This window comes from Streptomyces sp. NPDC091271 (genome assembly GCF_044757505.1).
In the GTDB taxonomy this organism is placed as follows: domain Bacteria; phylum Actinomycetota; class Actinomycetes; order Streptomycetales; family Streptomycetaceae; genus Streptomyces.
On sequence record NZ_JBIVVD010000002.1, the window covers coordinates 435327 to 459420 of the forward strand.

Genomic DNA, 24094 nt, shown 5'->3' on the forward strand with positions numbered 1-24094 from the left:
TTCAGCTACGCGGGTGGTCCGCGCCGAGCCGGTGGAGAGTGGCGAGTACGTCGTCGAGCCAGGCGACCGTCATGCGCTCGTAGGCGATGCCGCCGCGCAGCACGACGTGCTGCAGCTCCTGCCCCGCGTCGAGCGGTGCGGGAGCGCCGGGGCCGGTGAAGTCACGCAGCTCCCCGGCGAGGTAGTGCGCGAGCCGGTCGCTGTGCACCCGGTGGTGCCGCTCGACCTCGTGGAGCAGCGCGGCCGGGTCGTCGAAGGCCGCACCACGGATCTTCACTGCGAGGTCGTGGCGGAGGCTCTCGGGTTCGATCGGTTCGTGCAGCCAGCCGGAGAGGGCGGCGAGGCCCGGGCCTGCGACGGAGTACTCCTTCTTGTCCGGCCGGCGCTCCTGCGGGATGTCGCGGACGTCGAGCAGTCCGTCGCTCTCCATACGCTTGAGGACGCGGTAGATCTGCTGGTGCGTGGCGGTCCAGAAGTATCCGATGGACCGCTCGAACCTCCGGGCGAGCTCATAGCCCGAGCCCGGCTGTTCCAGCAGGGAGACGAGGATCGCGTGTTCGAGCGCCATGCCCCGATCGTTCTATGCAACTGGTTGCATAGCAAGCGGCGGCGGGCCGGTGAGACGCTCCTCACCCGCCCGCTGCCGCGTGGGACGACCTCCGTGCTCGCTCCAGGGCGAGTCGTACGTCGCACCGAGCGCGCCCGCCTCTTCGGGCGTCAGCAGCCGCGGGGACCGCTCCCCCAGGGCGAGGAGCAGGGCGGAAACCTCCTCCAGTTCCACCGCCGCGTCGACGGCGCGGGCCATCGTGGGTCCGGCCAGGACGGGCCCGTGGTTCTGGAGGAGCGCGGCGCGGAGCGGGAAGGGCAGCCGGGCCAGGCACTCGGCCTGGTCCGCGTCGCCGGGCGGTGCGTACGGGACGAGCGGGGCCTGGCCGACGCGCATCACGAAGTACGGGGTCAGCGGCGGCACCGCGCTCCGCACCGGCCACGGGGGGAGGCAGGACACCGCGGTGGCGTTGCGGGCATGCAGATGTACGACGGCACGGTTACCGGTATCGCGCCGGTAGAAGGCGCTGTGCAGGGCTCCCTGGGTCTCCGGGGAGCTGATGGGCTCAGAGGGCGGCTGCGGTTGTCCCGGTGAGGCGCGCCGATTCGTCCCACAGAACCCGCGCCGTGTTCATGTCCTGAGCCCGGGCCGACAGGTGTGCGGGCGCGGGGCCTCCCCTGGTCTCACCCAGCAGCCGGGGTCCGTAGTAGCTCCCGCCGAGCGCCGCGGGCAGGGTGGCCGCGTACAGCGTGGGCAGCGCGCCGGCGGACGCGGGCTGCGTGTAGACGCGCGTCACCCGTTCCAGCCTCGCCGCCCAGGTCCGTCCGGTAATCCGCGGGCCCGCCTGTCCGAGCTCCGTCGAGAACAGGCCGGGATGGGCCGCGAGTGCGAGCACCCGCTTGCCGGCCGCGTCCGCCCTGCGCTGGAGTTCCGCGGTGAAGAGCAGGTTGGCGAGCTTCGACTGCGCGTACGCACGCCACTTCTCGTAACCCCGCTCGGCGTTGAGGTTGTCGAAGTCGATACGCCCGATCCGGTGCGCCAGGGACGACACCGTCACGACCCGCGACAGGCCACCGGCCCCGAGGAGGGGCCGCAGGTGGTGCGTGAGTGCGAAGTGGCCGAGGTGGTTGGTGCCGAACTGCATCTCGAATCCGTCGGCCGTACGCAGCAGGGGCAGGGCCATCACTCCGGCGTTGTTGACGAGGAGGTCGAGCTTGCCGTCGGTCTCCTTCGCGATGCGCTCGGCTGCCTCGGCCACGGCGGACAGGTCCGCCAGGTCGAGACCGACGAGCCGGGTGTCCGAGCCCGGAGCAGCACGGCGGACGGCGTCCAGCGCGCGCCTGCCACGCTCGGGGTCACGGCACGCCAGGACCGTCCGGGCCCCTGAGCGGGCCAGGGCGAGCGCTGTCACGGCTCCGATCCCGCTGTTGGCTCCCGTGACCACCGCGGTGGTGCCGGAGAGATCGGGCATGTCGTCGAGGGTCCATGAGTGCATACGTCACGCCTCCCCGGAGAGCGCCGCTCCACACCCGTGGGCGCAGGGCCGTACGGGTGAGGCAGGCACCGTCAGCCGGCTTCCCGTCGGCCCCGCCCCGGCTGCTCGGGAGGCTCGGTGGGCGAGTCTCCGGTCACCCGTGTCCCGGGATGCCGGAGCGCGCACAGGTACCCGATACCGAGCGCGATGGCCATCCCGTAGAACACCCACTGGTTCGCCTCGGCGAAGTCCATTCTGACCGCGTCCATCGAGTCCCTCATGAGGGTGGCGACCCGGCCTCCGCCGGACGGCTCCTGTGCGTCCGGATTTCCGGTGACGGCCTCCGCGACCGATCTGGCGGCGTCGTTCGCCGCGCCTGCCGGCACTCCCCTGGACGTGAGGGTCTCCACGACCCTGTCGGTGGTGACGTGGGTGAGGATCGTCCCGAAGACGGCGATCCCGATGCTCGCCGCGTAGTTGCGCACGGTCTGGGTGATGCCGGTGACCTCGCCGTACGAGGCGCCGATCGACCGGTTGACCGCGTCGGTGGACGCGGGGGCGAGGAGGAAGCCGATGCCCGCGCCGGCGAGTGCGGCGTACGGCCACTGGTCGTGCATCGACAGGTCCGTCAGCTTGTTCGCCCACAGGGCGAACCCGACGGCGCCGAGCGCAGTCCCGAGCCGCATCGCCGGACGGGCTCCGCGCCGGTCCAGGATGCGGCCGCCCCACTGGGACGCGATCCCGAACCCGATGAAGAAGTAGAGCAGGTACAGGGCGGCCTGGTTCGGCGAGGCGCTCAGCGAGACCTGTGCGTAGACGGACGCGAAGAAGAACACCGGGACGAAGGCCAGCATCGCGAAGAAGAGGACGAGCATGTCGACGATGAACGCCCGGTCGCGGAAGACACGCAGCCTGATGAGCGGTTCCGCCACCCCGAGTTCGTAGCGGCAGAACACCACCAGGACGGCGAGCCCGCCCACGATGCACGCCCATGTGGCGATGCTGCTCCAGCCCCACGCGGACGCCTGCTGGAACCCGAGCACGCTCAGCCCCATGCCCACGGCGACCAGGACGGCACCGGGCACGTCGAGCTTCTCGCGCCTGCGGGTCTCGGGGATGTGGGCCATGACGGCCAGGACCAGGGCGATGACGGCGATCGGCACGTTCACCCAGAAGATCGCCCGCCAGGTCCAGGCCGTCAGCCAGCCGCCGAGCAGTGGCCCGACCGCGGTGAGGGCACCGGAGAGACCGAAGAACAGCGCGAGCGCACGGCCGCGCTTCCCCACGGGGAAGACGGCGATGACCACGGCGAGCGCGGCGGGGAACATGAGCGCCGCGCCGAGTCCCTGGGTGGCGCGGAAGATGATCAGCCAGGCCTGTGCGAAATCACCCTCCGGGACGCAGCCGCACAGCACGGAGGAGACGACGAACAGGAGCGTGCCGATCAGCATCACCCGACGGTGACCGAAGATGTCGGACAGCCGCCCGCCGAGCGCGAAGAAGGCGGCCAGCGCGAGCAGGTACGCGTTGACGACCCACTGCATCCCGGAGGACGAGAGACCGAGTTCGTCGACGATGCTCGGAGCGGCGACGGCGACGATCGTCTGGTCGATGAACGTCATCGACACGGCGAAGAGCATCGCCGCGAGGGCCAGTGTCTGGTTGGCGGCTCCCCCTTCGGCAGGAGGGCCGGCCGTGCCCGGGCCGGGAGTGTCGGTGCGCATGATCCGAGTGTGAACCGGATGGGAGAGGCTCGCACATCCAGGTGGCGGCCGTCGTACGGCGGATGGCGGAGCCTCAGCTCCTCCGTGCTCCGCTCTTGCGCGGCCGGACCGGCCGTCAGCTCGGAGGGCCGGCCCTGGCCCGCGGAGCGGGTTCGTCCTCGGCGCGGGAGCGGTGCAGGGCCAGCATGGCCTGGTCGTCCTGTGGCCGGCCGCCGACGTGGCGCCGGACGTCCTGGATCAGCGTGTCCAGGATCTGCCCCGGTGTGAGGCGTCCGCCGGAGCGCGCCCGTCTGCCGAGGACGAGCGGCAGGCGTGCGACGGGGTCGTAGAAGCGCCCTGCGGCATCGCGCGACTCGGTGACGCCGTCGGTGAAGCAGAGAAGGGTGGAGCCGGCGGGGAAGGGGAAGCTGTCGACCGGGGACGACCACGCGCCCAGATCGCTCATCCCCAGCGGAGGCGCCTCCTCGGACGCCTCGAGAAGGGTGGTGCCGCCCTGTGCGTCCAGGAGTACCGGGGGCGGATGGCCCCGGTTGACCAGGCGTACGGTCTCCAGGTCCGAGGAGAACTCGGCGATGAGCGCTGTCGTGAAGCCCTCCGACTGCTGCTGGCCGCCACGCCGGCCGCCCTCGCGCAGGAGGGCTCTCTCAAGCCGGGTCACGAGCCGCGGGAGGTCCTCGGCCTCGTCCGCCGCGTACCGGAAGGCGCCGAGGTCGGCGCTGACGGCGCTGACCGCCCCGAGCCCCTTCCCCCGTACGTCCCCGACCATGACCCGGATCCCGTACGGGGTGCTCTGCACCACGTACAGGTCACCGCCGATCAGCGCCTCGCTCTCGGCGGGCACGTACCGCGCGTCGATGTGCAGGTCCCCCAGGCGCGAGGGAGGCCTGGGCAGCACGGCCCGCTGGGCGACGGCCGCGACGTGCTGGGCGCGCCGGGCGCGGGCGTCCTGTCGGCGCAGCGTGCGGTGGATCAGGACGGCGAGCGCGGTGACTGCCGCAAGGGTGATCTGGTTGGCGATGCCCGCGCGCCAGCCGAAGGTTCCGTCGAGCCGTGCGAGGAACGCGTGGACGACCATCGCCGTGATTCCGACGCCGATGATGCCGCGGACGCCACAGAGCGGCGCGGCTGCGACGGGTGCCGCCATGAGCAGCGGCGCGGACGTCACGTCGTGCGGGGTGGCCAGGTCGACCACCACGGCCAGCACGATGAGGCCTACGGGGATCCACTGGGTTCTCAGCAGCTGCGGCACTCCCCCACGCTGCCCGCAAGCACGGCCCTCCGCATCCCCGGCGGCGACGGCCGGCGTACATGGCGGGGCTTCTGACGGGCATGAGCCTCTTGTGGTCGCGGGGCGGGCCGGTGTTCCTCCCGACGTGATGATCTTCGGTCCGGCGCGCACCCGTTCGCGGGACAAGCGCGTGCATCGCCCACGTAAGTGCTCGTACGGAGCAGCCGGTGCCTCATCGCAGGGGACGTCATGCGCCTTCGGAAAACATCCGCCGTCATCGCCGCCGCAGCGGCGGCGGCCTTCTCCCTCACCGCCTGCAACGGTGAGAACGGCAGCGACACGGGCGCGGCGGAGCCGTCCGCCGTCTCCGGCAGCCCGAGCGGTGCCGGTGCCACGGCCGCTCCGGAGGGTTCCGGCGAAGGGGGCGGTCGGGCCTCGACATCCGCCTCGGCCCCGGGCTCCGCGGTCCCGTCCGCATCCTCGGCCGGAGGCATCTGCCGGACGACGGACCTCTCGTTCAGCAGTTCCGGCGGCATGGCGGAGGGCGAGGTGCTGATCAATCTGGAGAACACCGGCTCCGCGTCCTGCTCCATGCACGGATTCCCCGGCCTGGACCTCAAGGGCAAGGACGGCACCGTGAGCGCCGAGCGCAACAGCGGCAGGTCGGTGCCGACGGTCACACTGGCGCCCGGGGAACGCACCGACTTCTCCCTGTACTTCCCGCCGAACACGAGCGGCGGCTCGGGCGTCGCGTTCACCTCGGCCGTCGTGACGCCGCCGAACGAGACCCACTCGCACAGCATGCCCCTCGACGTGAGCATCCCCGCGGGCTCCGGCTCCGCCTCCCGCATCACGGTGACCCCGGTCGGCTCGGGCAAGTAGGCATGACGACGCCTCAGCACCGGTCAGAGGCCGGCTGCTAGGCTCCCCGTGGACAGCGCTCTCTCGGTGAGGAGACCGGACATGGTGGGAGACGACGACATCTCCGGGTGACACCCGGATGTGATCGCCCGTGGGCAGGTGCGCGACAGCGCCGCTGCCGCGAGGCCCTGTGTCGTTCCCGTTCCCCCCTGCCCGCCCCGGGCGGAAACCTGTCCGCCCGCATGCACACGAGGTCATCTCCCATGCCCGACGCCTCCGCGGCCCTGCTCGCACGCGACATCGTCCGTTCCTTCGGCGACGGGCGCGTGGTCGACGGCTTCTCCCTCACGGCTCCCCCCGGCCACCGCATCGGGCTGATCGGGGAGAACGGCGTCGGCAAGTCGACGTTGCTCCGTCTGCTCGCCGGGGCCGACGAACCTGACGCGGGAAGCATCACCCGCCCGGCCGATCTGGGCTTCCTGCACCAGGAGATGCCGTTCGCCACCGCCGCCACCATCGCCGACGTGCTGGACGAGGCACTGCGCGAGGTCCGCGACGATCTCGCCGAGGTCGAGCGCCTCTCCGGAGAAGTCGCCCGTGCCGACGAGGACTCCCCCGGATACGCCGCGCTGCTCGACGCCTACGGCCGGCGGCTGGAGCGCGCCCAGGAGCAGGAGGCGTGGGACGCCGACCGGCGCGCCACGATGGTGCTGGAAGGCCTCGGCCTCGGCGGGATCCGGCGGGACCGGACGCTCGGCTCCCTGTCCGGCGGGCAGCGCGGGCGTCTGGCCCTGGCTTCCCTGCTGGTCCGGAGGCCTTCTGCGCTGTTGTTGGACGAGCCGACCAACCACCTCGACGACCGTGCCGCCGAGTTCCTCGAGGAGCAGGTCTGCGGCCTGCCCGGCGCAGTCGTCGTGGCGAGCCATGACCGGGCCTTCCTCGACGCCGTGTGCACGGACCTGATCGACCTCGACCCCGCCATGGACGGACCGGTGCGGTACGGCGGCAACTACACCGCCTACCAGTCCGAGAAGCGGGCCGAACGGGAGCGCTGGGAACGGCGTTACGCCGAGGAACAGGAGGAGCTGGAGGCACTGCACCGGTCGATCGGCACGACCACGCATCGGGTGGCCCCGGACCGCGGACCGCGCGACAACGAGAAGATGGGTTACGGCGTCCGGGCCAACCGGGTGCAGAGCCAGATCTCGCGACGGGCGCGCAACGCCGCTCGCAGGCTGGACGAACTCGAACGCCATCGGATCGCCGAGCCTCCGCAGCCGCTGCGGTTCCGGCGCACCGCCCTCGCCGGGCCTTCGGCGGACGGGCTCCTCGTCTCGCTTCGGGACGTGCGGGTGCGGGGCCGCCTCGCCGTCGACCGCCTGGACGTGTCGGCGACCGAGCGGCTGCTCGTGACGGGCGACAACGGGGCGGGGAAGTCGACGCTCCTGGCCGTGCTCGCCGGGAGTCTCGTGGCGGACGGCGACGTGCGGCGCAAGGGCGGCCTCTCGGTGGGGGTGCTGGCCCAGGACACCGTGTTCGCACGGCCGGACCGCACCGTCCGGGACACCTACGCGCACGCTCTCGGGAGCGAGCGTGCGGAGGCCGTGCCGCTGGGTTCGCTGGGGCTGATGAGCGAGGCGGACCTGGGCAAGCAGGTCGGGCGCCTCTCCGTCGGCCAGCGCCGCAGGCTCGCGCTGGCCCTCCTGGTGGCGCATCCGCCCGAGTTGCTGCTGCTCGACGAGCCCACGAACCATCTGTCCCCCCGGCTCTGCGACGAACTCGAGGCAGCGATGGGCGCGGGCCCCGGAGCGATCGTCCTGGCCGGTCACGACCGCTGGCTGCGAAGGCGCTGGCAGGGGCGCGAGCTGCGCCTCGGCCCCTGGTAGGCGGGGTCTTCAGGTGGACGCATCCTGGACATCGCGTCCGCATGGTGAGACGCGTTTGCGAAGGCCCGCGCTTGCGGCGTCTCATCGCGCCTGTGCAAACCGAACAGATATCCCCTGATCAACCGGCCTCCGACGACAAGGCGGCGAGGCGCGCCGTCACGGTGTTCCCCGTCCTCGTGCTTGCGGCGGGTGTAGCCGGTCTCGTCACCCCCGGCACGTTCGACGGCTGGACGGAATCGGTTCCGTACCTGCTGGGGATCGTCATGTTCTGCATGGGCCTGACGATGACTCCGCTCGACTTCAGGGGCGTGGCGAAGCGCCCGTGGGCGGTGGCCATCGGGCTGGTCGCGCACTACGTGATCATGCCGGGGCTCGGCTGGGCCATCGCCCATCTGCTGGGGCTGCCGCCGCAACTGGCCGCCGGACTCATCCTGGTGGGCTGCGCGCCGAGCGGTACGGCGTCCAACGTCGTGACCTTCCTGGCCCGTGGCGACGTGGCGCTGTCGGTCTCCGTGGCCACCGTCTCCACCCTGGTGGCCCCTCTGGTGACGCCACCGCTGACGCTGCTGCTCGCGGGTGCGTACCTGCCGGTGGACGCCGGTTCGATGATCACGGACATCCTCAAGACGGTGCTGCTTCCGGTCCTCGGCGGCCTCGTGGTGCGGCTCGTCGCGGGGAAGTTCGTCGACAGGGTGCTGGGTCTCATGCCCTGGCTGTCGTCGCTGGCCATCGCCGCGATCGTCTGCGCCGTCGTGGCGGGCAGCGCCGGCACCATCAAGTCGGCCGCCGTGACCGTGCTGATCGCCGTCGTGCTGCACAACGGGCTCGGACTCGCGCTCGGTTACGGCGCGGGCAAGCTCTCGGGGCTCGGCCGGCCCGCGAGCCGCGCCATGGCCTTCGAGGTCGGCATGCAGAACTCCGGGCTCGCCGCCTCACTGGCGACCGCTCACTTCAGCCCGCTGGCCGCCCTGCCGGCCGCGGTGTTCTCCGTGTGGCACAACATCTCGGGCGCACTGGTCGCCGCCTGGATGGCCCACCGGTCACGGCGTGACGAGTCGGCACCGGCGGTCGCCGGCCCTGCGGCGAGCACCGCGGCCGCCGGGGAGTCCTGACCTCACCCCGCAGTTCACCACCGAAGGCGTTCGTCCGGGGTTCCGGACGAACGCCTTCGGGCGTTGCACAGAGCTCACGCGGACCCGGACGCCATGCTCCGTATCAGGCTCTTGGGCCGCAGGTCGGTCCAGTTCTGCTCCACGTAGTCGAGACAGGCCTGGCGGGTGTCCTCCTGGTGGGCCACGGTCCAGCCGCCGGGCACCTCGGCGAAGGCAGGCCACAGCGAGTGCTGTCCCTCGTCGTTGACGAGCACCAGATAGGTGCCGTTCTCGTCCTCGAAGGGGTTGGTCACCGGTACTCCTTTAAGTTAGGTAAGGCTATCTTCACTTGATCGGTGCCACCTTACCCAGATCCCTCCCGGTTGACGCTCCGCGTGCGGTAACTCGCCTCAGCCCTTCCTGACCGCCCCGCCGACCTCTCCCGGCGAGACGCGCCAGGGCGCGCCGTGCCCCGGCAGCACCCACGACGCCGACAGCCCGGCGATCCGGTCGAGGGAGGTCAGCGCTTCGGCCGGGTCGTCCGTGAAGGGCGCCGGCTGCGGTCCGGTACGCCCGGTGAGGACGTGCCGGGTGGTGAGCGCGTCACCGACGAAGACCGCGTCGGCGACCGGGACATGGACAGCCACGCTTCCCGGGGAGTGGCCGGGCATCCCCACGATCTCGGGCCTCCCGGGCAGGTCCAGGACGTCACCGTCGCCGATCTCCGTCACATCGCCGACGTAGCGGGTGCGCAGACCGTCCTTGCGGAGGGAGTACCCGAAGAACCCGAGCGTCGCACCCAGGCGCATCGGGCCGACCGCGACCTTGGGCTTGTCACCCGTGCGGGCACGGGCGGCATCGGCGGCATGCACGTACACCGGCACGCCGTGCTCCCTCCGCAGACGTTCGGCGAAGCCGATGTGGTCGGAGTCGCCGTGGGTCAGCACGAGTCCGCGGATGTCGTCGGCCGACTTGCCCAGGGAGCGGAGTTCGCGCTGCAGGTCCCGCCAGTGGCCGGGCAGGCCCGCGTCGATGAGCGTGATGCCGCCGGGGGTGTCCACGAGGTAGCACGCCACCAGATCGTTGCCGAGGCGGTGCAGGTGGGGCGCGAGTCTCATGAGGTCTCCTGGAGTCAGGATCGGAATGTGATGGCTAAGTTACTTAGCTATGATGGCTATCGTCAATAGCCATGAGCGCGGAAGGTGGACCATGCCGACTCCCGAGAAGACCTCCTTGAGCGGGATCGTCGCGGCAGGCCGCGACCTGCTGGAGGCGGGCGGCCAGCACGGACTGACGATGCAGGGCGTCGCCGAGCGGGTGGGGGTGAGGGCGCCGTCGCTGTACAAGCATGTCGACAACCGCGCCGCCCTGCTGGCGGCCGTGGCCGAGGCCACCGTCGACGACCTGGCCTCCCGGCTGGCGGCGACCGACGGCTCGCTCGAGGAACTGGCGCGCTGCTACAGGCGGTTCGCCGGGGCCCGGCCCGAGGGATTCCGGCTGATGCACTCCACGCACGCGCCGCCCCGGTCCCTCGAACACGCGGCCCGCCCCGTCCTGCACACCGCGAGGGAGCTCGTGGGCGAGCGGGACGCGCTCGACGGCGCACGCCTGTTGACTGCGTGGCTCACCGGCTTCATCGAGATGGAGCTCAACGGCGCCTTCCGGCTCGGGGGCGACGTCGACCGCGCCTTCGAGTACGGCCTGCGCGGGATGCGCCGGGCCCTCACGGCCGGCCACCCGGCCCCGCCGGCCTGACGGCGGGACGGCCGGGGCCCGCCCGGCCGTCCCTCCCACGGAGGACCACGGCCCGGCTCCCCTGGCTCTCAGGTACGACCCACGACCAACACGGAGAGGGATTCGTGGAACCCCGGCCCGCCCGTACCGTCTTGACCAGGGACGGCGGCCGACCGACCGCCGGGACGACGGTTCCACAGACGGACGAGACAGTGAGCGGGTGGCACGGTGACACAGCAGGATCGGCCGAAGGACAAGGCGTTCGCTCCCGAGTACCAGGGAGCGCTCGGCTCGTTGTCGGTGAACTCCTCCCTCACCGAGGTGCTCGCGAAGGGGATCGAGGAGCTGCGGGCGGCGGAACGTGCGGGGCGGCACCGGGAGATGGCGCGCTGCGAGCTCGCGGTCGCCGAGGCGTACCGTCGGCTGGGCCGGGTGACGGAGGCCGACGCCGCCTGGAAGTCGAGCTACCGTGCCGCGCGTACGGCGGGGGACGTCGGGGGGATGGCGTGGGCGCTGTGGAGCGGTGGCACGCTCGCGCGCCAGCGGGGCTCGCTGGCACTGGCGTACCGGCTGCTCGGGCTCGCGGCCGACATGGGCGAGCGAGGGGGCGACGTGGTGGTACGGGGTTACTCGCTCGCCGGACTCGCGGAGACCGGGCGCATCCAGGGCGACTACCAGGCGGTCGGCGAACTGCACGAACAGCTGCTCGCCGAGGCCCGCAGGCGCGGAGAGGCCCGGCACACGGTGTGGGCACTGGAGGGCATAGCCCAGATGCACCGGAACACCGGCTCGTACGACAAGGCGCTCGCCCTGTTCGAGGAAGCGGCCGAAACCGCGGGCGCCGCCGATGACCGGCGGGGCCGCGCCTGGGCGCTGCGCGGCATCGCGGACGTGGTGTCCGTACGCGACGGCGATGTGGAGCGCGCTCTGGCGCTGCTCACCGAGGCCGAAGAGGCCTGCCGCGACATGCAGTTGTCCAGCGCGCTGGCGTACAACCACAAGATGCGCGGCAATGTCCACTACCGGGCCGGGCAGTACGCGCAGGCCCGCGACACGTATGCGCGGGCGCTCGCCGAATTCGAGGAGATGAACGAGCCGCGGGGCACGGCCCTGTCCCGGCTGGGGCTCGCCAAGTCGCTGGCCCGGCTGGGGCGGAACCCGGCGGGGACTGCCGTCGAACTGGCGGAGCTCCACCGGACCCTGGACCGGATCGGTCTGCGGCACGCCCGGGACATGGTCGACAAGGCCGCGGCCGAGCTGGGGATAGGGCCCCTGCCCGCCGTGGGCCACCGTGCCGAGGAGCCGGCGACGCGATGACCATCCCCACGACCGTCTCCCCCGTCACCACGACCGCCGGGGAAACCATGACCGCCGGGGGAGCCGCGTCCGCCCCGCAGCCGGTAACCGCGGCCGGCCTCCCCCGTGTGCTGGCCCGCTGCCGCGACCTGGTGCGTCCCTCCCTGTCCGCCGCGATAGAGCGCCTCCACCCGTGGCCGGGAGAGATGGCCGCGTTCTCGCTCGGCTGGTGCGACGTCGGCGGGGCGCCCGCCGACGGGTCCTTCGAGGGCAAGGGACTGCGCCAGACCCTCGCCGTGCTGTGCGCCGAGGCGGTGGGGGCTCCCGGGGAGAGCGCCGTGCCCGGGGCGGTCGCGGTCGAGCTGGTCCACACCTTCTCGCTGCTGCACGACGACATCATGGACGGGGACGGAACGCGGCGGCAGCGCGAGACCGTGTGGAAGGCCTACGGCACCGGGCCGGCCGTGCTCGCGGGTGACGCCCTCTTCGCCCTGGCCGTGCAGACCCTCGCCGAGACACCGGGCCCGCACGGGGCCGCGGCCGTGAGCCGGCTGTCCGGGACACTGAGCGATCTCGTACGCGGCCAGGCGGAGGACCTGCTCTTCGCGGCCCGGTCCTGGACGGGGCCCGACGCCGTACGGACGGACGAGTACCGCTCCATGGCGGAGCTCAAGACCGGCGCCCTGCTGGGCTGTGCGGCGGCGCTCGGCGGCCTGCTGGGCGGGGCGCCCGCCCCGACCGTCGCCGCGCTGGACCGGGCCGGACGCCACCTCGGGGTTGCCTTCCAGGCCGTCGACGACCTGCTCGGCGTCTGGGGTGACCCGGCGGTGACGGGCAAACCGGTGCACAGCGATCTGCGGCAGCGGAAGAAGACCTACCCCGTGCTCGCCGCCCTCGCCGGGGACGGTCCACGCTCCGGGGAGCTCGCCGCTCTCCTGAACGCACCGCTCCCCCTCGACGACGCCGGCGCCGTCCGCGCGGCGGCACTCGTCGAGGCATGCGGCGGCCGCGCCGCCACCCTGGACGAGGCCCGCCGTCACCTCGAAGCCGCCCGCGCCTGCCTGCGGAGTGTGCCCCTCGTCCCGCGAGCGGCGCGCGAGATCGAGGCGCTGCTGGGGTTCCTGCTGCACCGCAAAGTGTGAATACGGCGGCCGGCCGGCGGGGCCCGGCCGGCCGGAGGTGGTGACGCGAGGGTCACCGTACCGAGGGGAGGGGATGTGCGGCCCAGAACTCGGCCGCGGTGATACCGAGCAGCACGACGTCGTGGTAGCCGCCGGCGAAGAACTCGTGCTCGCGGAGCCGGCCCTCCTCGACGAAGCCCAGCCCCCGGTAGAGCGCGAGTGAGCTGTCGTTGAAGGCGTAGACCTCCACCTCGCACTTGTTGTAGCGCTGCTCGGCGAACATGTAGGTGAGGACGAGTTCTGTCGCCTCGGCCGCGTACCCCTTGCGGCGGTGGTCGCGGCTGATCTCGACACCGGTCTTGAACCGCCCCGCACGGCTGTCGGTCTCTCCGACTGTCACCGATCCCGCGAATGCCCGGTCCGCCAGCCCTCGACCACCAGACGGAAGGCTTCACCTCCCGGCGGGCGCCCAGCACGTTCAGCGGTCCAGGAACGGAAACTCTCGGCGGAGCGCGGAGGCTCGACCGAGTCGGCGTCGCGGACGTCGAGGGTGTTCAGGGCCAGGTCGCGAAAACCTTCCCAGTCCTCGGGCTCGACACCTCGCAGGCGTACCTTTCCGCCGGTCCACATGTCGCTCATCGTGCCTACCAGTTCGGTGTCGGTCGGTTCGCCGCAGGCGCTGACGGGCCCGCTCCACAAGGGCACCAAGGGTGCCCTACGGGCGGACCCGACTCAGCATGGTCCACCCGTGGATCGTGCGCCTCCCCGAACTGTTCGGCCGTCCAGTCCCGGAATTCCGTGTCAGGGCACTGAGTGGGTCGATACCCGACTCCATCGCTTCGGCGACCTTCATACGGGTGAACTCGACCAGCTCCTCGCCGGCATCGCTCTCGATGTCGAGCGTGCGCCCGGTGGCCTGCCACCTGGCCGTCCGGCGCATCCGGGCTCGGAAGTCCTCGTCGCCGACCAGCTCGACGAGTTCCACCCACGCGGCGACCTGCTCGCCGGACGGATCATCGGGAAGGTCGGGAGTGGCAGCGCGAATTATGGCCACCGCGGCCGGGGCGGTATCCGCTGTGCCGAAGGTGCCGTCCAGGAAATCGTCGGTCAAACGCCGGCGTTCCTCGCCGGACAACTGCGTGAGCCTGTGCATGAGCTTGGTCTCCTCGGGACTGGACCCGCGTCCGGCCACGACTCGCAGAACGCTCCGACGCAGTTGCAGCACCTGGATCTGGACGTCCACGGCGTCGGCGTGCGCCGCGGCGACGTCTGCCACCGAGAGCTCGCGGTCCAGTACCCGTCGAATCGTGGCCACGTCCATGCCCAGCTCGCGCAGTGTACGCAGGAGATCCGGACGAAGCAGTGCGTCGAGGTCGTAGAGCCGGTAACCGGCGGGGCTACGGGTGGTCGGCGCTACCACCCCCGAATCGGAGTAGAACCGGATGGTCCTCACGGACAGGCCGGTCCGCCGGGAAAGCTCCCCGATCGAGTAGAGGGTCGTAACGTCCATGTCCCCCACTCTGCTGTCTCCAGTCACTGGAGACTCAAGGCCGTTCCTCAGCTGGTCCCCGACCGAGACCTGCTCCGAGTCACTGAAGCATGCGTCGGGTGCTCTCCGCCGACCGGTCCCGCGCGCGGCAGCCACCGCTCACGACATCGCGTTCTCCGCGCCGGCTATCCCAGGAGCGCGGCGACGGTGATCAGCACGGGGATCGAGGCCACGGTGGACAGCAGGATGGACTCCCGGGCGAGTTGTTCGCCGACCCGGTACTGCGAGGCGTAGGTGTAGAGGTTCTGCGCCGCGGGCAGCGCGGAGGTCACGACGACGTCGAGGAGAGCGGCACCCTGCAGATGGAAGACACCCGCGCCGATGCTCCAGGCGATGAGCGGCTGGACGGTCGTCTTGAGGGTGGCGGACAGGACGATGGCGGACCGGCTGTCCCCCCGGGCGGGTATGCCACTGCCGCGCAGGGAGATCCCGAAGGCCAGCAGGACCGCGGGGACGGACATGTTGCCGATGAGGGTGAGGGGTTCGAGGGCCGGCGACGGGACGGTCCATCCGGTGGCGGCCACGAGGACGCCCGAGAGTGAGCCGACGGCCATCGGATTGCGGAGCGGTGTGGTCAGGCGCTGGAAGAGGGGGCGGGGCTCGCCGGGCCGGTTCAGGTCGAGGATGGTCAGGGCCAACGGCGTGACGACGATCTGCTGGAAGAGCAGGACGGGGGCGACGAGTGAGGCATCTCCCAGCACGTAGACGGCGATCGGGATTCCGAGGTTGCCGGCGTTGACATAGCTGGAGCACAGGGCGCCGATGGTGATCTGTCCCGTGCCCCATCGTCGTACGAGTCCTACGGTGATGAAGAGGGCGGCTGCGGAGGCGGTTCCCGCCGCGGTGACGAGGAGCCGTCGGGAGAAGATGACCGACAGGTCCGCGCCCGCCAGGGTCGTGAAGAGCAGGGCGGGGGTCGCCACGTTGAAGGCGAGCCTGGTCAGGACCGTCCGGCCTTCGTCTCCCAGGTGTCCACGGCGCCCGAGGACGTAGCCGATGCCGATGACGACGGCGATCACCGCGAACCCGGTGAGAACTCCCTGCATGGACTTCCTTGCTGATGGGTCGTATGCGTCCGGTCAGCGGGCCGGCGAGGGCCGCCCTGTGCCGGAACCACGCAGGGCTCAGGCCCCCTCGCTTCCGCCCGGAAGCCGCCCGCCGATGCGTTGACCAGGGCTTAGCCTACGGTCACCGCGGCGCGGTGCTCAGCGACCGGTCGCCCGGAGCGGGGATCTGCGCGCGCCCCCGGCCCCGGCGGCCGCGAAGCGGGACGGCGGCACGCCGAAGGCACGCGTGAAAGCCGCGGTGAACGCGGCGGGCGAGGCATAGCCGAGACGGCCGCCGACCTCGCTGACCGACGTGGCGCGCAGGAGCGGCACAGCCGCGAGCAGACGGGCACGGGCCCGCCAGACGGCCGGGCTGTCACCGGTCTCCAAGCGGAAACGCCGGGTGAAGGCCCGCTCACTCATGTTCGTTCCGGCAGCCCAGACGGCGTTGGTGACGCCGGCGTCCGGGGCGGCCAGGTACGCGCGGCAGAGCCTCGCGAGATCGGCGGAAGCCGGGATCCCCACATGGAACGGCAGGGGGGCGCGCTCGGAGATCTCATGCAGGAGGAGCGCGGCGATGGCCCCCTCGCGCCCCGAAAGGCTGTAGCCGGGCTCGAACTCCACGGCGGCCAAAAGCAGTTCGCGCAGGAGGGGCGGAACGTCCACGACCGTGCAGGTGGCGGGCCACCAGGGGACGGCGTCCGGCTCGATATACAGGCTCCGGGTGCTCACCCCGAGCATGCGGACACGGTGCCGGTAACGGCCGGAATGAGCACCGCACGCTCGGACGGGACGGTCCAGGTCCCGTCGGCGGTGTCCACGACCATGACCCCTGTGGCTCCGTAGAGGAACTGCGCGCGGCGGTGTTCGTGCCACTCCAGTACGTGACCGGGCGGGTAGTCGGTGCCGATCGGCAGGACGACCCGGTCGACGTGGTCGACCTCGGTCAGTGGGACGTTCTTCACCCCTCCACCGTACTGGCTGGAACGCGAAAGAAGTGCGCCGACCATCGCATGCGGGACACCCTCTGCGGCTGGTGGAGTAGGGCGCATGGACGTGGTGATGCTGACAGGGATCGGGCTCCTCACCGGGGTGACGACCGTGCTGTTCGGGTTCGGCGGCGGCTTCGTCGCGGTGCCGGTCGTGGTGTGGGCCGACGCCGCACTCGGCGGGGATGCGATGCGGGTGGCGACGGCCACCTCGGCCCTGGTGATGGTGGTGAACGCGGGATTCGCCACAGCCGTCACACCGCGGCGGGTACTCGTCGCCCTCCGGGGCAGCCGTTCGCTGCTTCTCCTCCTGTCGGCCGGCGCCGTGGCCGGCGCGCTCGCCACGCGCCTCGCCCCGGCCGGCCCGACCCGCTGGGCGTTCGTCGCCTATGTCGCTCTCACCGTCGCCGACCTGCTTCTGCGCCCCGGCTTCCTGCGTACGGCAGTCCGGGCCCGGACTGCCCCGGACGTTCCACGGCCCCTGCCCGCCGCTCTCGGCGCGCCGGTCGGTGCCGTCGCGGCGTTCCTCGGGGTGGGCGGCAGCGTCATGACCGTCCCCGCCATGCGTCGGGCCGGACACACCATGCACACGGCAACCGCGCTGGCCAACCCTCTGACCCTCGCCATCGCGCTGCCGGCCACCGCGGTGTCCCTGGGTGCCGCCGCTGTCCCCGCCGCCGTCGACGCGCACGTCCGCCTGGTAGGGCTCATCGACGTCCGAGCCGCCTCGGCGCTGCTCCTCGGGGCTCTGCCGGTGATCGCGGTACTGCGACGCCACCCACCGCGGATCCCCGACCGCGCCCACGCATGGGCCTACATCGGGCTGCTCATCGCCGTGACGGCGACGATGCTGGGGTCGGCGTAGAGGAGCAGCCCCCCACGGCGGGCGCGGGCAGGTCGAGGGCCCGCGCGAGAGCGGCGGTGACGGGGGCCCGGTGGTCGGGCAGTATTCCGCGCACCGGCCGCGTCGGCACCCGGTTTCGAGCCGGGCGGGACCGGCCTGTGCCGCCCCTCAGCGGGCCTCGGGGCCCTCCGTGCTCTCACGCAGGACGAGGCGGTGAGCCACCACGCGGTCCTGAGGTGCCTGGACACCGGAACCCCCGGGGGCGTCCGTCCGCGGGGTCGGCGCGGCTGCTTCCTCGATGCGGTGGTTCAGGAGCTGGACGGCGACCCTGGCCACCGCCGCCTTGTCGGGCGCCACGGTGCTCAGCGTCGGCACGCTGAACCGGCCTCCCTCCACATCGTCGAAACCGATCACCGCCACGTCCTCGGGCACACGGAGGCCGTGTTCGTGGAGCGCGCGCAACGCCCCCAGGGCGAGCTGGTCGTTGAGACACAGCAGTCCGTCCGGCCGTAGACCGGCGTCGAGTGCCCGGCTCACCGCCCGGGCCCCGGCGGGCATCCTGAAGTCGTCCACCGCCAGCAGCGCGTCCGGGTGCCGGCTGAGGCCCTCCTCGGCCAGGGCCGCGAGGTAGCCACGCGTGCGGGCCTCCGCGGTCCCGAGTCCGGGGGCCTCGTGTCCACCGACCGCGACGATGTTCCGGCGCCCGAGGGCGATCAGATGCTCGGTGGCCTGACGCGCGGCCTTCTCGTTGTCGATGGCGACATGGTCGGCCCCTTCCTCCAGCAGCTCCCCCAGCAGCACCGTCGGCGGAACACCCGCCCGTCGGCGTACGTCGTCCGCGGTGAGGGCGAGCGGGCTGAGGATGATCCCGTCGACGAAATCGGAGCCGAAGCCGGCGAGTGCGGCCAGCTCGTGCTCGCGGTCCGCTCCGCTCTGATGGATCAGCACCGTCAGGGAGAGCTGCTCCGCCTCACGGATCACATGCCGGGCGAGCTCCGCGAAGTACGGGACGTCCAGCTCCGGGACGACGAGGGCGATGATGCCGGTGCGCCCCTTCCGCAGATGGCGGCCCGCCAGGTTCACCCGGTACCCGAGGTGCTCGATGGACTCGCGGACCACGCGCCGGGTCCGTTCGGAGACATGGACGTAGTCGTTGATCACGTTGGAGACCGTCTTCTCCGACACCCCCGCGTGCCGTGCGACGTCCTTGATCCTGGGCCGTGCCACGGCCGACCTCCCTGCCATCGAACGCTGCCGATTCTATGTCCCGGCGTTCCGGGGGCCGGCGGTGGCGTCGGACACGGTACGAGGCGCGCCCACGCAGGTCTCGAGCACCCGTACCGCTCGAACTCTTTACAGCCAATGTACATCGATGTAAAAACATGTGACCGCACCGTTTCAGCCAGTGCGGCCACCCACCTGTCGTGTGCGGTGGACCCGCCCGCACGGGCGGGTCCACCGCCGATCCGGCATGAGCGTCCGGCCGTCGAAAGGTCCGCGATGAGTTTTTCGTCCTCCGCCCACGAGGCGCCGGCCGTGCCCGGCTCCGGCCCGGCACCCGGGATCGGCCGACGCCGGTTCCTGCGTCACGGAACAGCCGGGGCGGGCGCGCTGCTCGCCATGGGCCCCCTGGCCGGGTGCTCCTCACCGGCCTCCGCCTCCGATGCTTCGGCGCTCAGCGTCTGGGACCTGTTCCAGGGCGGTGACGGCATGCTGATGAACGACATGATCAAGGCCGTCTCCCAGGGTCCCGAGGGCTTCCGGATCGACCGCACGATCCTCGACTGGGGGCCGTCGTACTACACGAAGCTCGCCATGTCCGCCGCAGGCGGACGCGCCTCCGACGTGGCGGTCCTGCACCTGTCCCGACTGGCCGGTTACGCGCCCGGCGGACTGCTGGACCCCTTCGACCTCGATCTGCTGGCCGAGTTCGGCGTCACCGAGAAGGACTTCACACCGGCGGTCTGGTCCCGTACGAAGCATCAGGGGCGTGTCTACGCCATCCCTCTGGACGTACACCCGTTCATCGTCTTCTACGACCGGAAGGCCGCGGGCGAGGCCGGCCTCCTCGACCCGAAGGGCGAACTCGCCCCCATGGGTTCACCGAAGGCGCTCCTGGAGGCGGGCAAGGCCCTGGCCGCCGTCACGGGGAAATCCGGCATCCTCTTCGGCCATGTCACCGACACCGCCCAGAGCTGGCGGCAGTTCGCCGCGCTCTACGCGCAGACCGGGGCCGCCTTCACCCTGCCGGACGGCGGCCCGGCCGAGATCGACACCGACGCGGCGGTACAGGTCGTGTCGTTCATGCAGCAGCTCTTCGACGGTAAGACGAATCCCAACAACCTGGACTACAACAGCGCCCTGGCCGGCTTCCTGGGCGGTCGCGGAGGCATGGCCATGCTCGGGGAGTGGGAGCTGCCGACGCTCCAGAAGTCCGGGATCCCGCTCGGAGCCGCGCCCTTCCCGCAGGTGTTCGGCCGGCCCGCCGTCTACACCGACTCCCACAGCTTCGTCCTGCCGCACCAGAACAGCCCGGACCCGGCCCGCCGCAGGGAAGCGCACCGATACGTCGCCCAGATACTCAAGCAGAGCCTGACCTGGGCGAGCGCGGGGCACATCCCGGCGTACCAGCCGGTGCTCGCCGAGCCGGAGTACGCGGCGCTGAAGCCGCAGTCCTCGTACGCCGACGCCGGGGAGGTGGCGGTCCTCGATCCGCCGAACTGGTTCGCCGGGGCGGCGTCGAACTTCCAGAACCGCATGTGCCAGCCCCTCCAGTCGGCGTTGCTCGGCAACACCTCCGCCGAGAAGGCGGTGCGGCAGATGGTCCGTGAGGCGAACACGCTGCTGAGGCAGCCCAATCCGGTGGCCTGACCGAGCAGAAGGAGTTACCGACGTGACCACCACCACGCCCCTCGCCGCCCCCGCGCCCACCGGCGAACGGCCCCTCTCCCCGCCTCCCCGACGCGGCTCCCGCCGGCGCGGGCCGGGCCTGCTCTTCGTCCTGCCCTTCGCGATCCCCTTCGTGCTCTTCCTGGTGTGGCCCGTGGTCCAGGGCATCTGGATGAGTTTCACCGACAGTTCCCTCGCGCTGCGCGACACGTCGTTCGTCGGGTTCGACAACTACGCCGAGGCCTTCGGCGACCCGGACGTCTGGAGCAGTCTCGGCAACACGGTCCTCTTCACCGCGCTCTCCAGCATCCCCCTGGTACTGGTCGCCCTGGCCATGGCGCTCCTGGTGCACAGCGGGCTGGCCGGCCAGTGGGTGTGGCGGCTGTCCTTCTTCGTGCCGTACCTGCTGCCGGTGACCGTCGTGACCCTGATCTGGACCTGGCTCTACCAGCCGGACATCGGCCTCGGCAACGAACTGCTCAAGACACTCGGCTTCGAACCGGTCGGCTGGCTCTCCGACGAGGCCGTCGCGATGTGGTCGGTGGCCGCGCTCACGGTGTGGTGGACGGTCGGCTTCAACTTCCTGCTCTACCTCGCCGCTCTGCAGTCCCTGCCCACGACGTACGACGAGGCCGCCGCGCTCGACGGCGCCGGTGCCTGGCGCCGCCTGTGGTCCGTCACCCTCCCGCAGCTGCGCAGGACCACTGTCCTGGTCTCCATGCTCCAGATCCTCGCGTCGCTGAAGGTGTTCGACCAGATCTACATCCTCACCAAGGGCGGCCCGAACGGCTCGACCCGCCCCATCCTCGAGTACGTCTACGACGTCGGGTTCACCGGCTACCGGCTGGGCTACGCCTCCGCGGTCTCCTACGTCTTCTTCGCCCTCGTGATCGTCGTCTCGCTCGCGCAGCTCCGTCTCTTCCGCCAGGAGGACTGACCGATGTCCACCACCGCAACCACCCTGCGGACCCGGCGCCGCCCACCCAGGGAGTCGGCCGGATCCCCCCTGCTCCTCGGCCACGGCCGGCTGCCGCGCGTCCTGGCCGGTACCGCGCTCACCGTGCTGGCAGCCGTCTGGCTGCTGCCCTTCCTCTGGGCGGTGGCCACCTCTCTCCAGAGTGAGCAGGACGTGTCGAAGCCGGGGCTGTCCCCGTTCAAGGGCGCCTTCACCCTGTCCGCCTACGAGCAGATCCTCGAACGCGGCAACGTGGTCCTCTGGGCGGCGAACAGCTTCCTGGTGGCCGGACTGGTCACCCTGATCACCGTCGCGATCTCCACCCTGGCCGCCTACGGCTTCTCGCGGGGGACGTTCCGCGGCCGCCGTGGACTGATGGCCGTGACCGTCGCAGCCGTGATGGTCCCGCCGCAGCTGCTCGTCGTGCCCCTGTTCGAGCAGATGCTGATGTTCAACCTCGTGGACACCTACGCGGCGATGATCCTGCCCCAGGTCGTGGCCCCCATGATGGTGTTCATCCTGAAGCGGTTCTTCGACGGCATACCCCGGGAACTGGAGGACGCGGCCCGGCTCGACGGCGCGTCAGAGGTGCGTGTCTTCCGGTCGGTCGTGCTGCCGCTGTCCCGGCCGATCGTGGCGGCCGTATCGATCTTCGTGTTCATCGGTGCGTGGAACAACTTCCTGTGGCCGTTCATCGTCATCAACGATCCCGACCTGATGACGCTCCCGGTGGGGCTGGCCACCGTCAAGGACGCCTTCGGGATCCAGTACGCCCAGGCCATGGCATCGGCCCTGCTGGCGGCACTTCCGCTGGTCGTGGTGTTCCTGCTCTTCCAGCGCCGCATCGTCAGCTCGGTCGCCACCACCGGGCTCGGCGGATCCTGATCCGCCCTGCACCCCTTCCCTCCGTACCACCCCGGGGCCGGCCGTTCCGCCGCCGGTCCGACGACTCACTGGAGCATGTGTGCCCACTCACTCCGTACCCCGCCCGGAGTACCCGCGACCGCAGTTCGTCCGTCGCGACTGGCTCAACCTGAACGGCCTCTGGCAGTTCGAGACCGACAGAGGCGACAGCGGTCTCGAGCGTGGTCTCCTCACCCGTGAGCTGGACGGGGAGATTCTCGTACCCTTCCCGCCGGAGTCCGAGCTGTCAGGGATCGGCGACACCGACTTCCTGGAGGCCGTCTGGTACCGACGGGTTCTCTCGCTGCCCGCCGCGTGGGCGGGGCGCCGGGTCCTGCTGCACTTCGGGGCCGTCGACCACGACACGACCGTCTGGGCGAACGGCACCGAGGTCGCACGTCATCGCGGCGGCTTCACCCCGTTCTCCGCCGATCTCGGCGACATCGCCGGCGCCGGGGAGGACGTGGTCGTCACCGTCCGGGCCCGCGACCCCCGCTCGGGCCCGCAGGCCCGTGGCAAACAAGCGATCAAGTACGCCAACCACGACTGCAACTACACGCGTGTGACCGGTATCTGGCAGACCGTCTGGCTGGAGCCCGTCCATGACGTGCATCTGAGGCGTCCGCGCATCACCCCGGACCTGGCCGGTTCCGCCTTCCACCTGGAACTCCCGCTGTCCGGCAACCTGCCGGGCCACCGCGTGCGGGCCGTCCTGAGCGACGGGGACGGAGAGGTGTGCCGGGCCGAGGCACGCGCCGACCTGGACCTCGCACCCCGCCTCCACCTCCCGGTCCCGGAGGAGCGGCGGCGCGAATGGGGCCCGGACGACCCGCACCTGTACGGCCTCCGGCTCGAACTCACCGACGAGCGGGGAGAGGTGCTCGACTCGGTGGAGAGTTACGCCGGGCTGCGCGCCGTCGGCGTACGGGGCAAGGCGGTCACTCTCAACGGGCGCCCGCTCTTCCAGCGGCTCGTCCTCGACCAGGGCTGGTACCCGGACGGGCTGATGACCGCGCCGACCGACGAGGCGCTGGTCCGCGACATCGTGCTCGCGATGGACGCGGGCTTCAACGGTGCCCGGCTCCACCAGAAGGTCTTCGAGGAGCGCTTCCTGTACCACGCGGACCGTCTCGGGTATCTGGTCTGGGGCGAGTTCGGCGACTGGGGCTGCGAGACGGGCGGTTCGTCGGGGAACAACCAGCAGCCCGACGCCTCCTACGTCAGCCAGTGGCTGGAGGCCGTGGAACGCGACTACTCGCACCCCTCGATCGTCGGCTGGTGCCCGCTCAACGAGACGTACCAGAAACTGCACGACCGCATCACCGGGCTCGACGACGTCACCCGGGCCATGTTCCTCGCCACCAAGGCGCTGGACACCACACGACCCGTGATCGACGCGTCCGGCTACGCCCACCGGGTCGCGGAGACCGACATCTACGACGCCCACAACTACGAGCAGGATCCGGAGACCTTCCGGCAGCTGATGGCAGGCCTGGCCAAGGGCGAGCCGTTCGTCAACGCCTACGAGAACGGGGCCGCCTACTCCCAGCCCTACCGGGGGCAGCCCTACTTCGTGAGTGAGTTCGGCGGCATCTGGTGGAACCCCGAGGCGGCCGCCGAGCTGTCCGGCGAGGATCGCACCGTCTCCTGGGGCTACGGCGAGCGGGTGCGCAACGAGGAGGAGTTCCACGAGCGCTTCAGCGGCCTCACCGGCGTGCTGCTGCAGGACCCCGCGATGTTCGGTTACTGCTACACACAGCTGACCGACGTCTTCCAGGAGGAGAACGGCGTCTACCGCTTCGACCGCTCCGCCAAGCTCGACGTGGAGCGCATCCGGGCAGCCCAGTCACGCCCCGCCGCCATCGAGGAGCAGGACGGCCACTAGCGCACGGAGACCGGTGCTCTCGCGGCGGTGCGCGCCGCGAGAGCACCGGTGACAGCTCCGGCGAGGGCCCAG

Annotated in this window: 20 protein-coding genes and 3 pseudogenes; 11 read left to right on the top strand and 12 right to left on the bottom strand. The window is 71.3% G+C overall.

Annotated features, from left to right (window positions below; genetic code table 11):
- Window position 1: 1 nt before the first annotated feature.
- The 5 genes and pseudogenes from ACIQM3_RS09405 to ACIQM3_RS09425 all read right to left on the bottom strand — a co-directional run bounded on the left by ACIQM3_RS09405 (window position 2) and on the right by ACIQM3_RS09425 (window position 4994).
- A complete protein-coding gene (locus ACIQM3_RS09405) occupies window positions 2-568 on the bottom strand; it encodes a PadR family transcriptional regulator (RefSeq protein WP_401621110.1) in 567 nt (188 codons plus the stop codon).
- Window positions 569-664: 96 nt separating this feature from the next.
- Window positions 665-1099: pseudogene (locus tag ACIQM3_RS09410) on the bottom strand (class II aldolase/adducin family protein); the annotation flags it as partial.
- Between the two features lie 13 nt (window positions 1100-1112).
- A complete protein-coding gene (locus tag ACIQM3_RS09415) occupies window positions 1113-2042 on the bottom strand; it encodes an oxidoreductase (RefSeq protein WP_401621113.1) in 930 nt (309 codons plus the stop codon).
- 71 nt (window positions 2043-2113) lie between these two features.
- Window positions 2114-3745, bottom strand: a complete 1632-nt coding sequence (locus tag ACIQM3_RS09420; protein WP_401621115.1) for an MFS transporter — start codon at window positions 3743-3745, stop codon at window positions 2114-2116.
- 115 nt (window positions 3746-3860) lie between these two features.
- A complete protein-coding gene (locus ACIQM3_RS09425; protein WP_401621117.1) occupies window positions 3861-4994 on the bottom strand; it encodes a PP2C family protein-serine/threonine phosphatase in 1134 nt (377 codons plus the stop codon).
- 228 nt (window positions 4995-5222) lie between these two features.
- On the opposite strand from ACIQM3_RS09425, the gene ACIQM3_RS09430 reads away from it, so the two are divergent.
- The 3 genes from ACIQM3_RS09430 (at window position 5223) to ACIQM3_RS09440 (ending at window position 8832) form a co-directional block, all read left to right on the top strand.
- Entirely contained in the window at window positions 5223-5855 is a 633-nt protein-coding gene (locus tag ACIQM3_RS09430; protein WP_401621120.1) for a DUF4232 domain-containing protein, read from the top strand.
- A 242-nt stretch (window positions 5856-6097) separates the two neighbouring features.
- Window positions 6098-7720 (top strand): ABC-F family ATP-binding cassette domain-containing protein, encoded by a 1623-nt coding sequence (locus tag ACIQM3_RS09435; RefSeq protein WP_401621123.1) that lies wholly within the window; start codon window positions 6098-6100, stop codon window positions 7718-7720.
- Between the two features lie 41 nt (window positions 7721-7761).
- A complete protein-coding gene (locus ACIQM3_RS09440) occupies window positions 7762-8832 on the top strand; it encodes a bile acid:sodium symporter family protein (protein WP_401621126.1) in 1071 nt (356 codons plus the stop codon).
- Window positions 8833-8906: 74 nt separating this feature from the next.
- On the opposite strand, the gene ACIQM3_RS09445 is transcribed toward ACIQM3_RS09440, so the two are convergent.
- Entirely contained in the window at window positions 8907-9125 is a 219-nt protein-coding gene (locus tag ACIQM3_RS09445) for an MbtH family protein (RefSeq protein ID WP_401621129.1), read from the bottom strand.
- Between the two features lie 96 nt (window positions 9126-9221).
- Window positions 9222-9929: an MBL fold metallo-hydrolase gene (locus ACIQM3_RS09450; protein ID WP_401621132.1), complete on the bottom strand. Its 708-nt coding sequence runs from the start codon at window positions 9927-9929 to the stop codon at window positions 9222-9224.
- 91 nt (window positions 9930-10020) lie between these two features.
- Here ACIQM3_RS09450 and ACIQM3_RS09455 point away from each other — a divergent pair, with 91 nt between their 5' ends.
- From ACIQM3_RS09455 to ACIQM3_RS09465, 3 genes are all read left to right on the top strand, one after another.
- On the top strand, window positions 10021-10566 hold the full coding sequence (locus tag ACIQM3_RS09455; RefSeq protein ID WP_401621134.1) for a TetR/AcrR family transcriptional regulator: 546 nt from the start codon (window positions 10021-10023) through the stop codon (window positions 10564-10566).
- A gap of 207 nt (window positions 10567-10773) precedes the next feature.
- The gene (locus ACIQM3_RS09460; RefSeq protein WP_401621137.1) at window positions 10774-11862 is read left to right on the top strand and encodes a tetratricopeptide repeat protein; all 1089 of its coding nucleotides are present in this window, start codon (window positions 10774-10776) and stop codon (window positions 11860-11862) included.
- 47 nt (window positions 11863-11909) lie between these two features.
- Window positions 11910-12983, top strand: a complete 1074-nt coding sequence (locus tag ACIQM3_RS09465; RefSeq protein ID WP_401622379.1) for a polyprenyl synthetase family protein — start codon at window positions 11910-11912, stop codon at window positions 12981-12983.
- Between the two features lie 52 nt (window positions 12984-13035).
- Here ACIQM3_RS09465 and ACIQM3_RS09470 read toward each other — a convergent pair.
- The 4 genes and pseudogenes from ACIQM3_RS09470 to ACIQM3_RS09485 all read right to left on the bottom strand — a co-directional run bounded on the left by ACIQM3_RS09470 (window position 13036) and on the right by ACIQM3_RS09485 (window position 16522).
- A pseudogene (locus ACIQM3_RS09470) lies at window positions 13036-13601 on the bottom strand (GNAT family N-acetyltransferase).
- 76 nt (window positions 13602-13677) lie between these two features.
- The gene (locus ACIQM3_RS09475; protein WP_401621140.1) at window positions 13678-14472 is read right to left on the bottom strand and encodes a MerR family transcriptional regulator; all 795 of its coding nucleotides are present in this window, start codon (window positions 14470-14472) and stop codon (window positions 13678-13680) included.
- A gap of 164 nt (window positions 14473-14636) precedes the next feature.
- Window positions 14637-15557, bottom strand: coding sequence for an AEC family transporter (locus ACIQM3_RS09480; RefSeq protein ID WP_401621143.1), 921 nt, complete (start codon window positions 15555-15557; stop codon window positions 14637-14639).
- Window positions 15558-15716: 159 nt separating this feature from the next.
- Window positions 15717-16522 (bottom strand): annotated as a pseudogene (locus ACIQM3_RS09485) (AraC family transcriptional regulator).
- An 85-nt stretch (window positions 16523-16607) separates the two neighbouring features.
- Here ACIQM3_RS09485 and ACIQM3_RS09490 point away from each other — a divergent pair.
- On the top strand, window positions 16608-17411 hold the full coding sequence (locus ACIQM3_RS09490; protein ID WP_401621146.1) for a sulfite exporter TauE/SafE family protein: 804 nt from the start codon (window positions 16608-16610) through the stop codon (window positions 17409-17411).
- A gap of 147 nt (window positions 17412-17558) precedes the next feature.
- Here ACIQM3_RS09490 and ACIQM3_RS09495 read toward each other — a convergent pair whose 3' ends face one another.
- Window positions 17559-18617 (bottom strand): LacI family DNA-binding transcriptional regulator, encoded by a 1059-nt coding sequence (locus ACIQM3_RS09495; protein ID WP_401621149.1) that lies wholly within the window; start codon window positions 18615-18617, stop codon window positions 17559-17561.
- Window positions 18618-18890: 273 nt separating this feature from the next.
- On the opposite strand from ACIQM3_RS09495, the gene ACIQM3_RS09500 reads away from it, so the two are divergent.
- The 4 genes from ACIQM3_RS09500 (at window position 18891) to ACIQM3_RS09515 (ending at window position 24022) form a co-directional block, all read left to right on the top strand.
- Window positions 18891-20261 (top strand): extracellular solute-binding protein, encoded by a 1371-nt coding sequence (locus tag ACIQM3_RS09500; RefSeq protein ID WP_401621151.1) that lies wholly within the window; start codon window positions 18891-18893, stop codon window positions 20259-20261.
- A gap of 22 nt (window positions 20262-20283) precedes the next feature.
- Window positions 20284-21216 (top strand): carbohydrate ABC transporter permease, encoded by a 933-nt coding sequence (locus ACIQM3_RS09505; RefSeq protein ID WP_401621154.1) that lies wholly within the window; start codon window positions 20284-20286, stop codon window positions 21214-21216.
- 3 nt (window positions 21217-21219) lie between these two features.
- A complete protein-coding gene (locus ACIQM3_RS09510) occupies window positions 21220-22119 on the top strand; it encodes a carbohydrate ABC transporter permease (protein WP_401621157.1) in 900 nt (299 codons plus the stop codon).
- Window positions 22120-22198: 79 nt separating this feature from the next.
- A complete protein-coding gene (locus ACIQM3_RS09515) occupies window positions 22199-24022 on the top strand; it encodes a glycoside hydrolase family 2 protein (protein WP_401621160.1) in 1824 nt (607 codons plus the stop codon).
- Window positions 24023-24094: the final 72 nt, after the last annotated feature.

Excerpts from the sequence above, each read along its gene's own strand:
- ACIQM3_RS09490 (WP_401621146.1), top strand. The coding sequence starts at position 16,608 with ATGGACGTGGTGATGCTGACAGGGATCGGGCTCCTCACCGGGGTGACG.
- ACIQM3_RS09455 (WP_401621134.1), top strand. The coding sequence starts at position 10,021 with ATGCCGACTCCCGAGAAGACCTCCTTGAGCGGGATCGTCGCGGCAGGC.
- ACIQM3_RS09450 (WP_401621132.1), bottom strand. The coding sequence starts at position 9,929 with ATGAGACTCGCGCCCCACCTGCACCGCCTCGGCAACGATCTGGTGGCG.
- ACIQM3_RS09500 (WP_401621151.1), top strand. The coding sequence starts at position 18,891 with ATGAGTTTTTCGTCCTCCGCCCACGAGGCGCCGGCCGTGCCCGGCTCC.
- ACIQM3_RS09510 (WP_401621157.1), top strand. The coding sequence starts at position 21,220 with ATGTCCACCACCGCAACCACCCTGCGGACCCGGCGCCGCCCACCCAGG.
- ACIQM3_RS09430 (WP_401621120.1), top strand. The coding sequence starts at position 5,223 with ATGCGCCTTCGGAAAACATCCGCCGTCATCGCCGCCGCAGCGGCGGCG.
- ACIQM3_RS09440 (WP_401621126.1), top strand. The coding sequence starts at position 7,762 with ATGGTGAGACGCGTTTGCGAAGGCCCGCGCTTGCGGCGTCTCATCGCG.
- ACIQM3_RS09480 (WP_401621143.1), bottom strand. The coding sequence starts at position 15,557 with ATGCAGGGAGTTCTCACCGGGTTCGCGGTGATCGCCGTCGTCATCGGC.
- ACIQM3_RS09475 (WP_401621140.1), bottom strand. The coding sequence starts at position 14,472 with ATGGACGTTACGACCCTCTACTCGATCGGGGAGCTTTCCCGGCGGACC.
- ACIQM3_RS09420 (WP_401621115.1), bottom strand. The coding sequence starts at position 3,745 with ATGCGCACCGACACTCCCGGCCCGGGCACGGCCGGCCCTCCTGCCGAA.
- ACIQM3_RS09465 (WP_401622379.1), top strand. The coding sequence starts at position 11,910 with ATGACCGCCGGGGGAGCCGCGTCCGCCCCGCAGCCGGTAACCGCGGCC.
- ACIQM3_RS09415 (WP_401621113.1), bottom strand. The coding sequence starts at position 2,042 with ATGCACTCATGGACCCTCGACGACATGCCCGATCTCTCCGGCACCACC.
- ACIQM3_RS09405 (WP_401621110.1), bottom strand. The coding sequence starts at position 568 with ATGGCGCTCGAACACGCGATCCTCGTCTCCCTGCTGGAACAGCCGGGC.
- ACIQM3_RS09435 (WP_401621123.1), top strand. The coding sequence starts at position 6,098 with ATGCCCGACGCCTCCGCGGCCCTGCTCGCACGCGACATCGTCCGTTCC.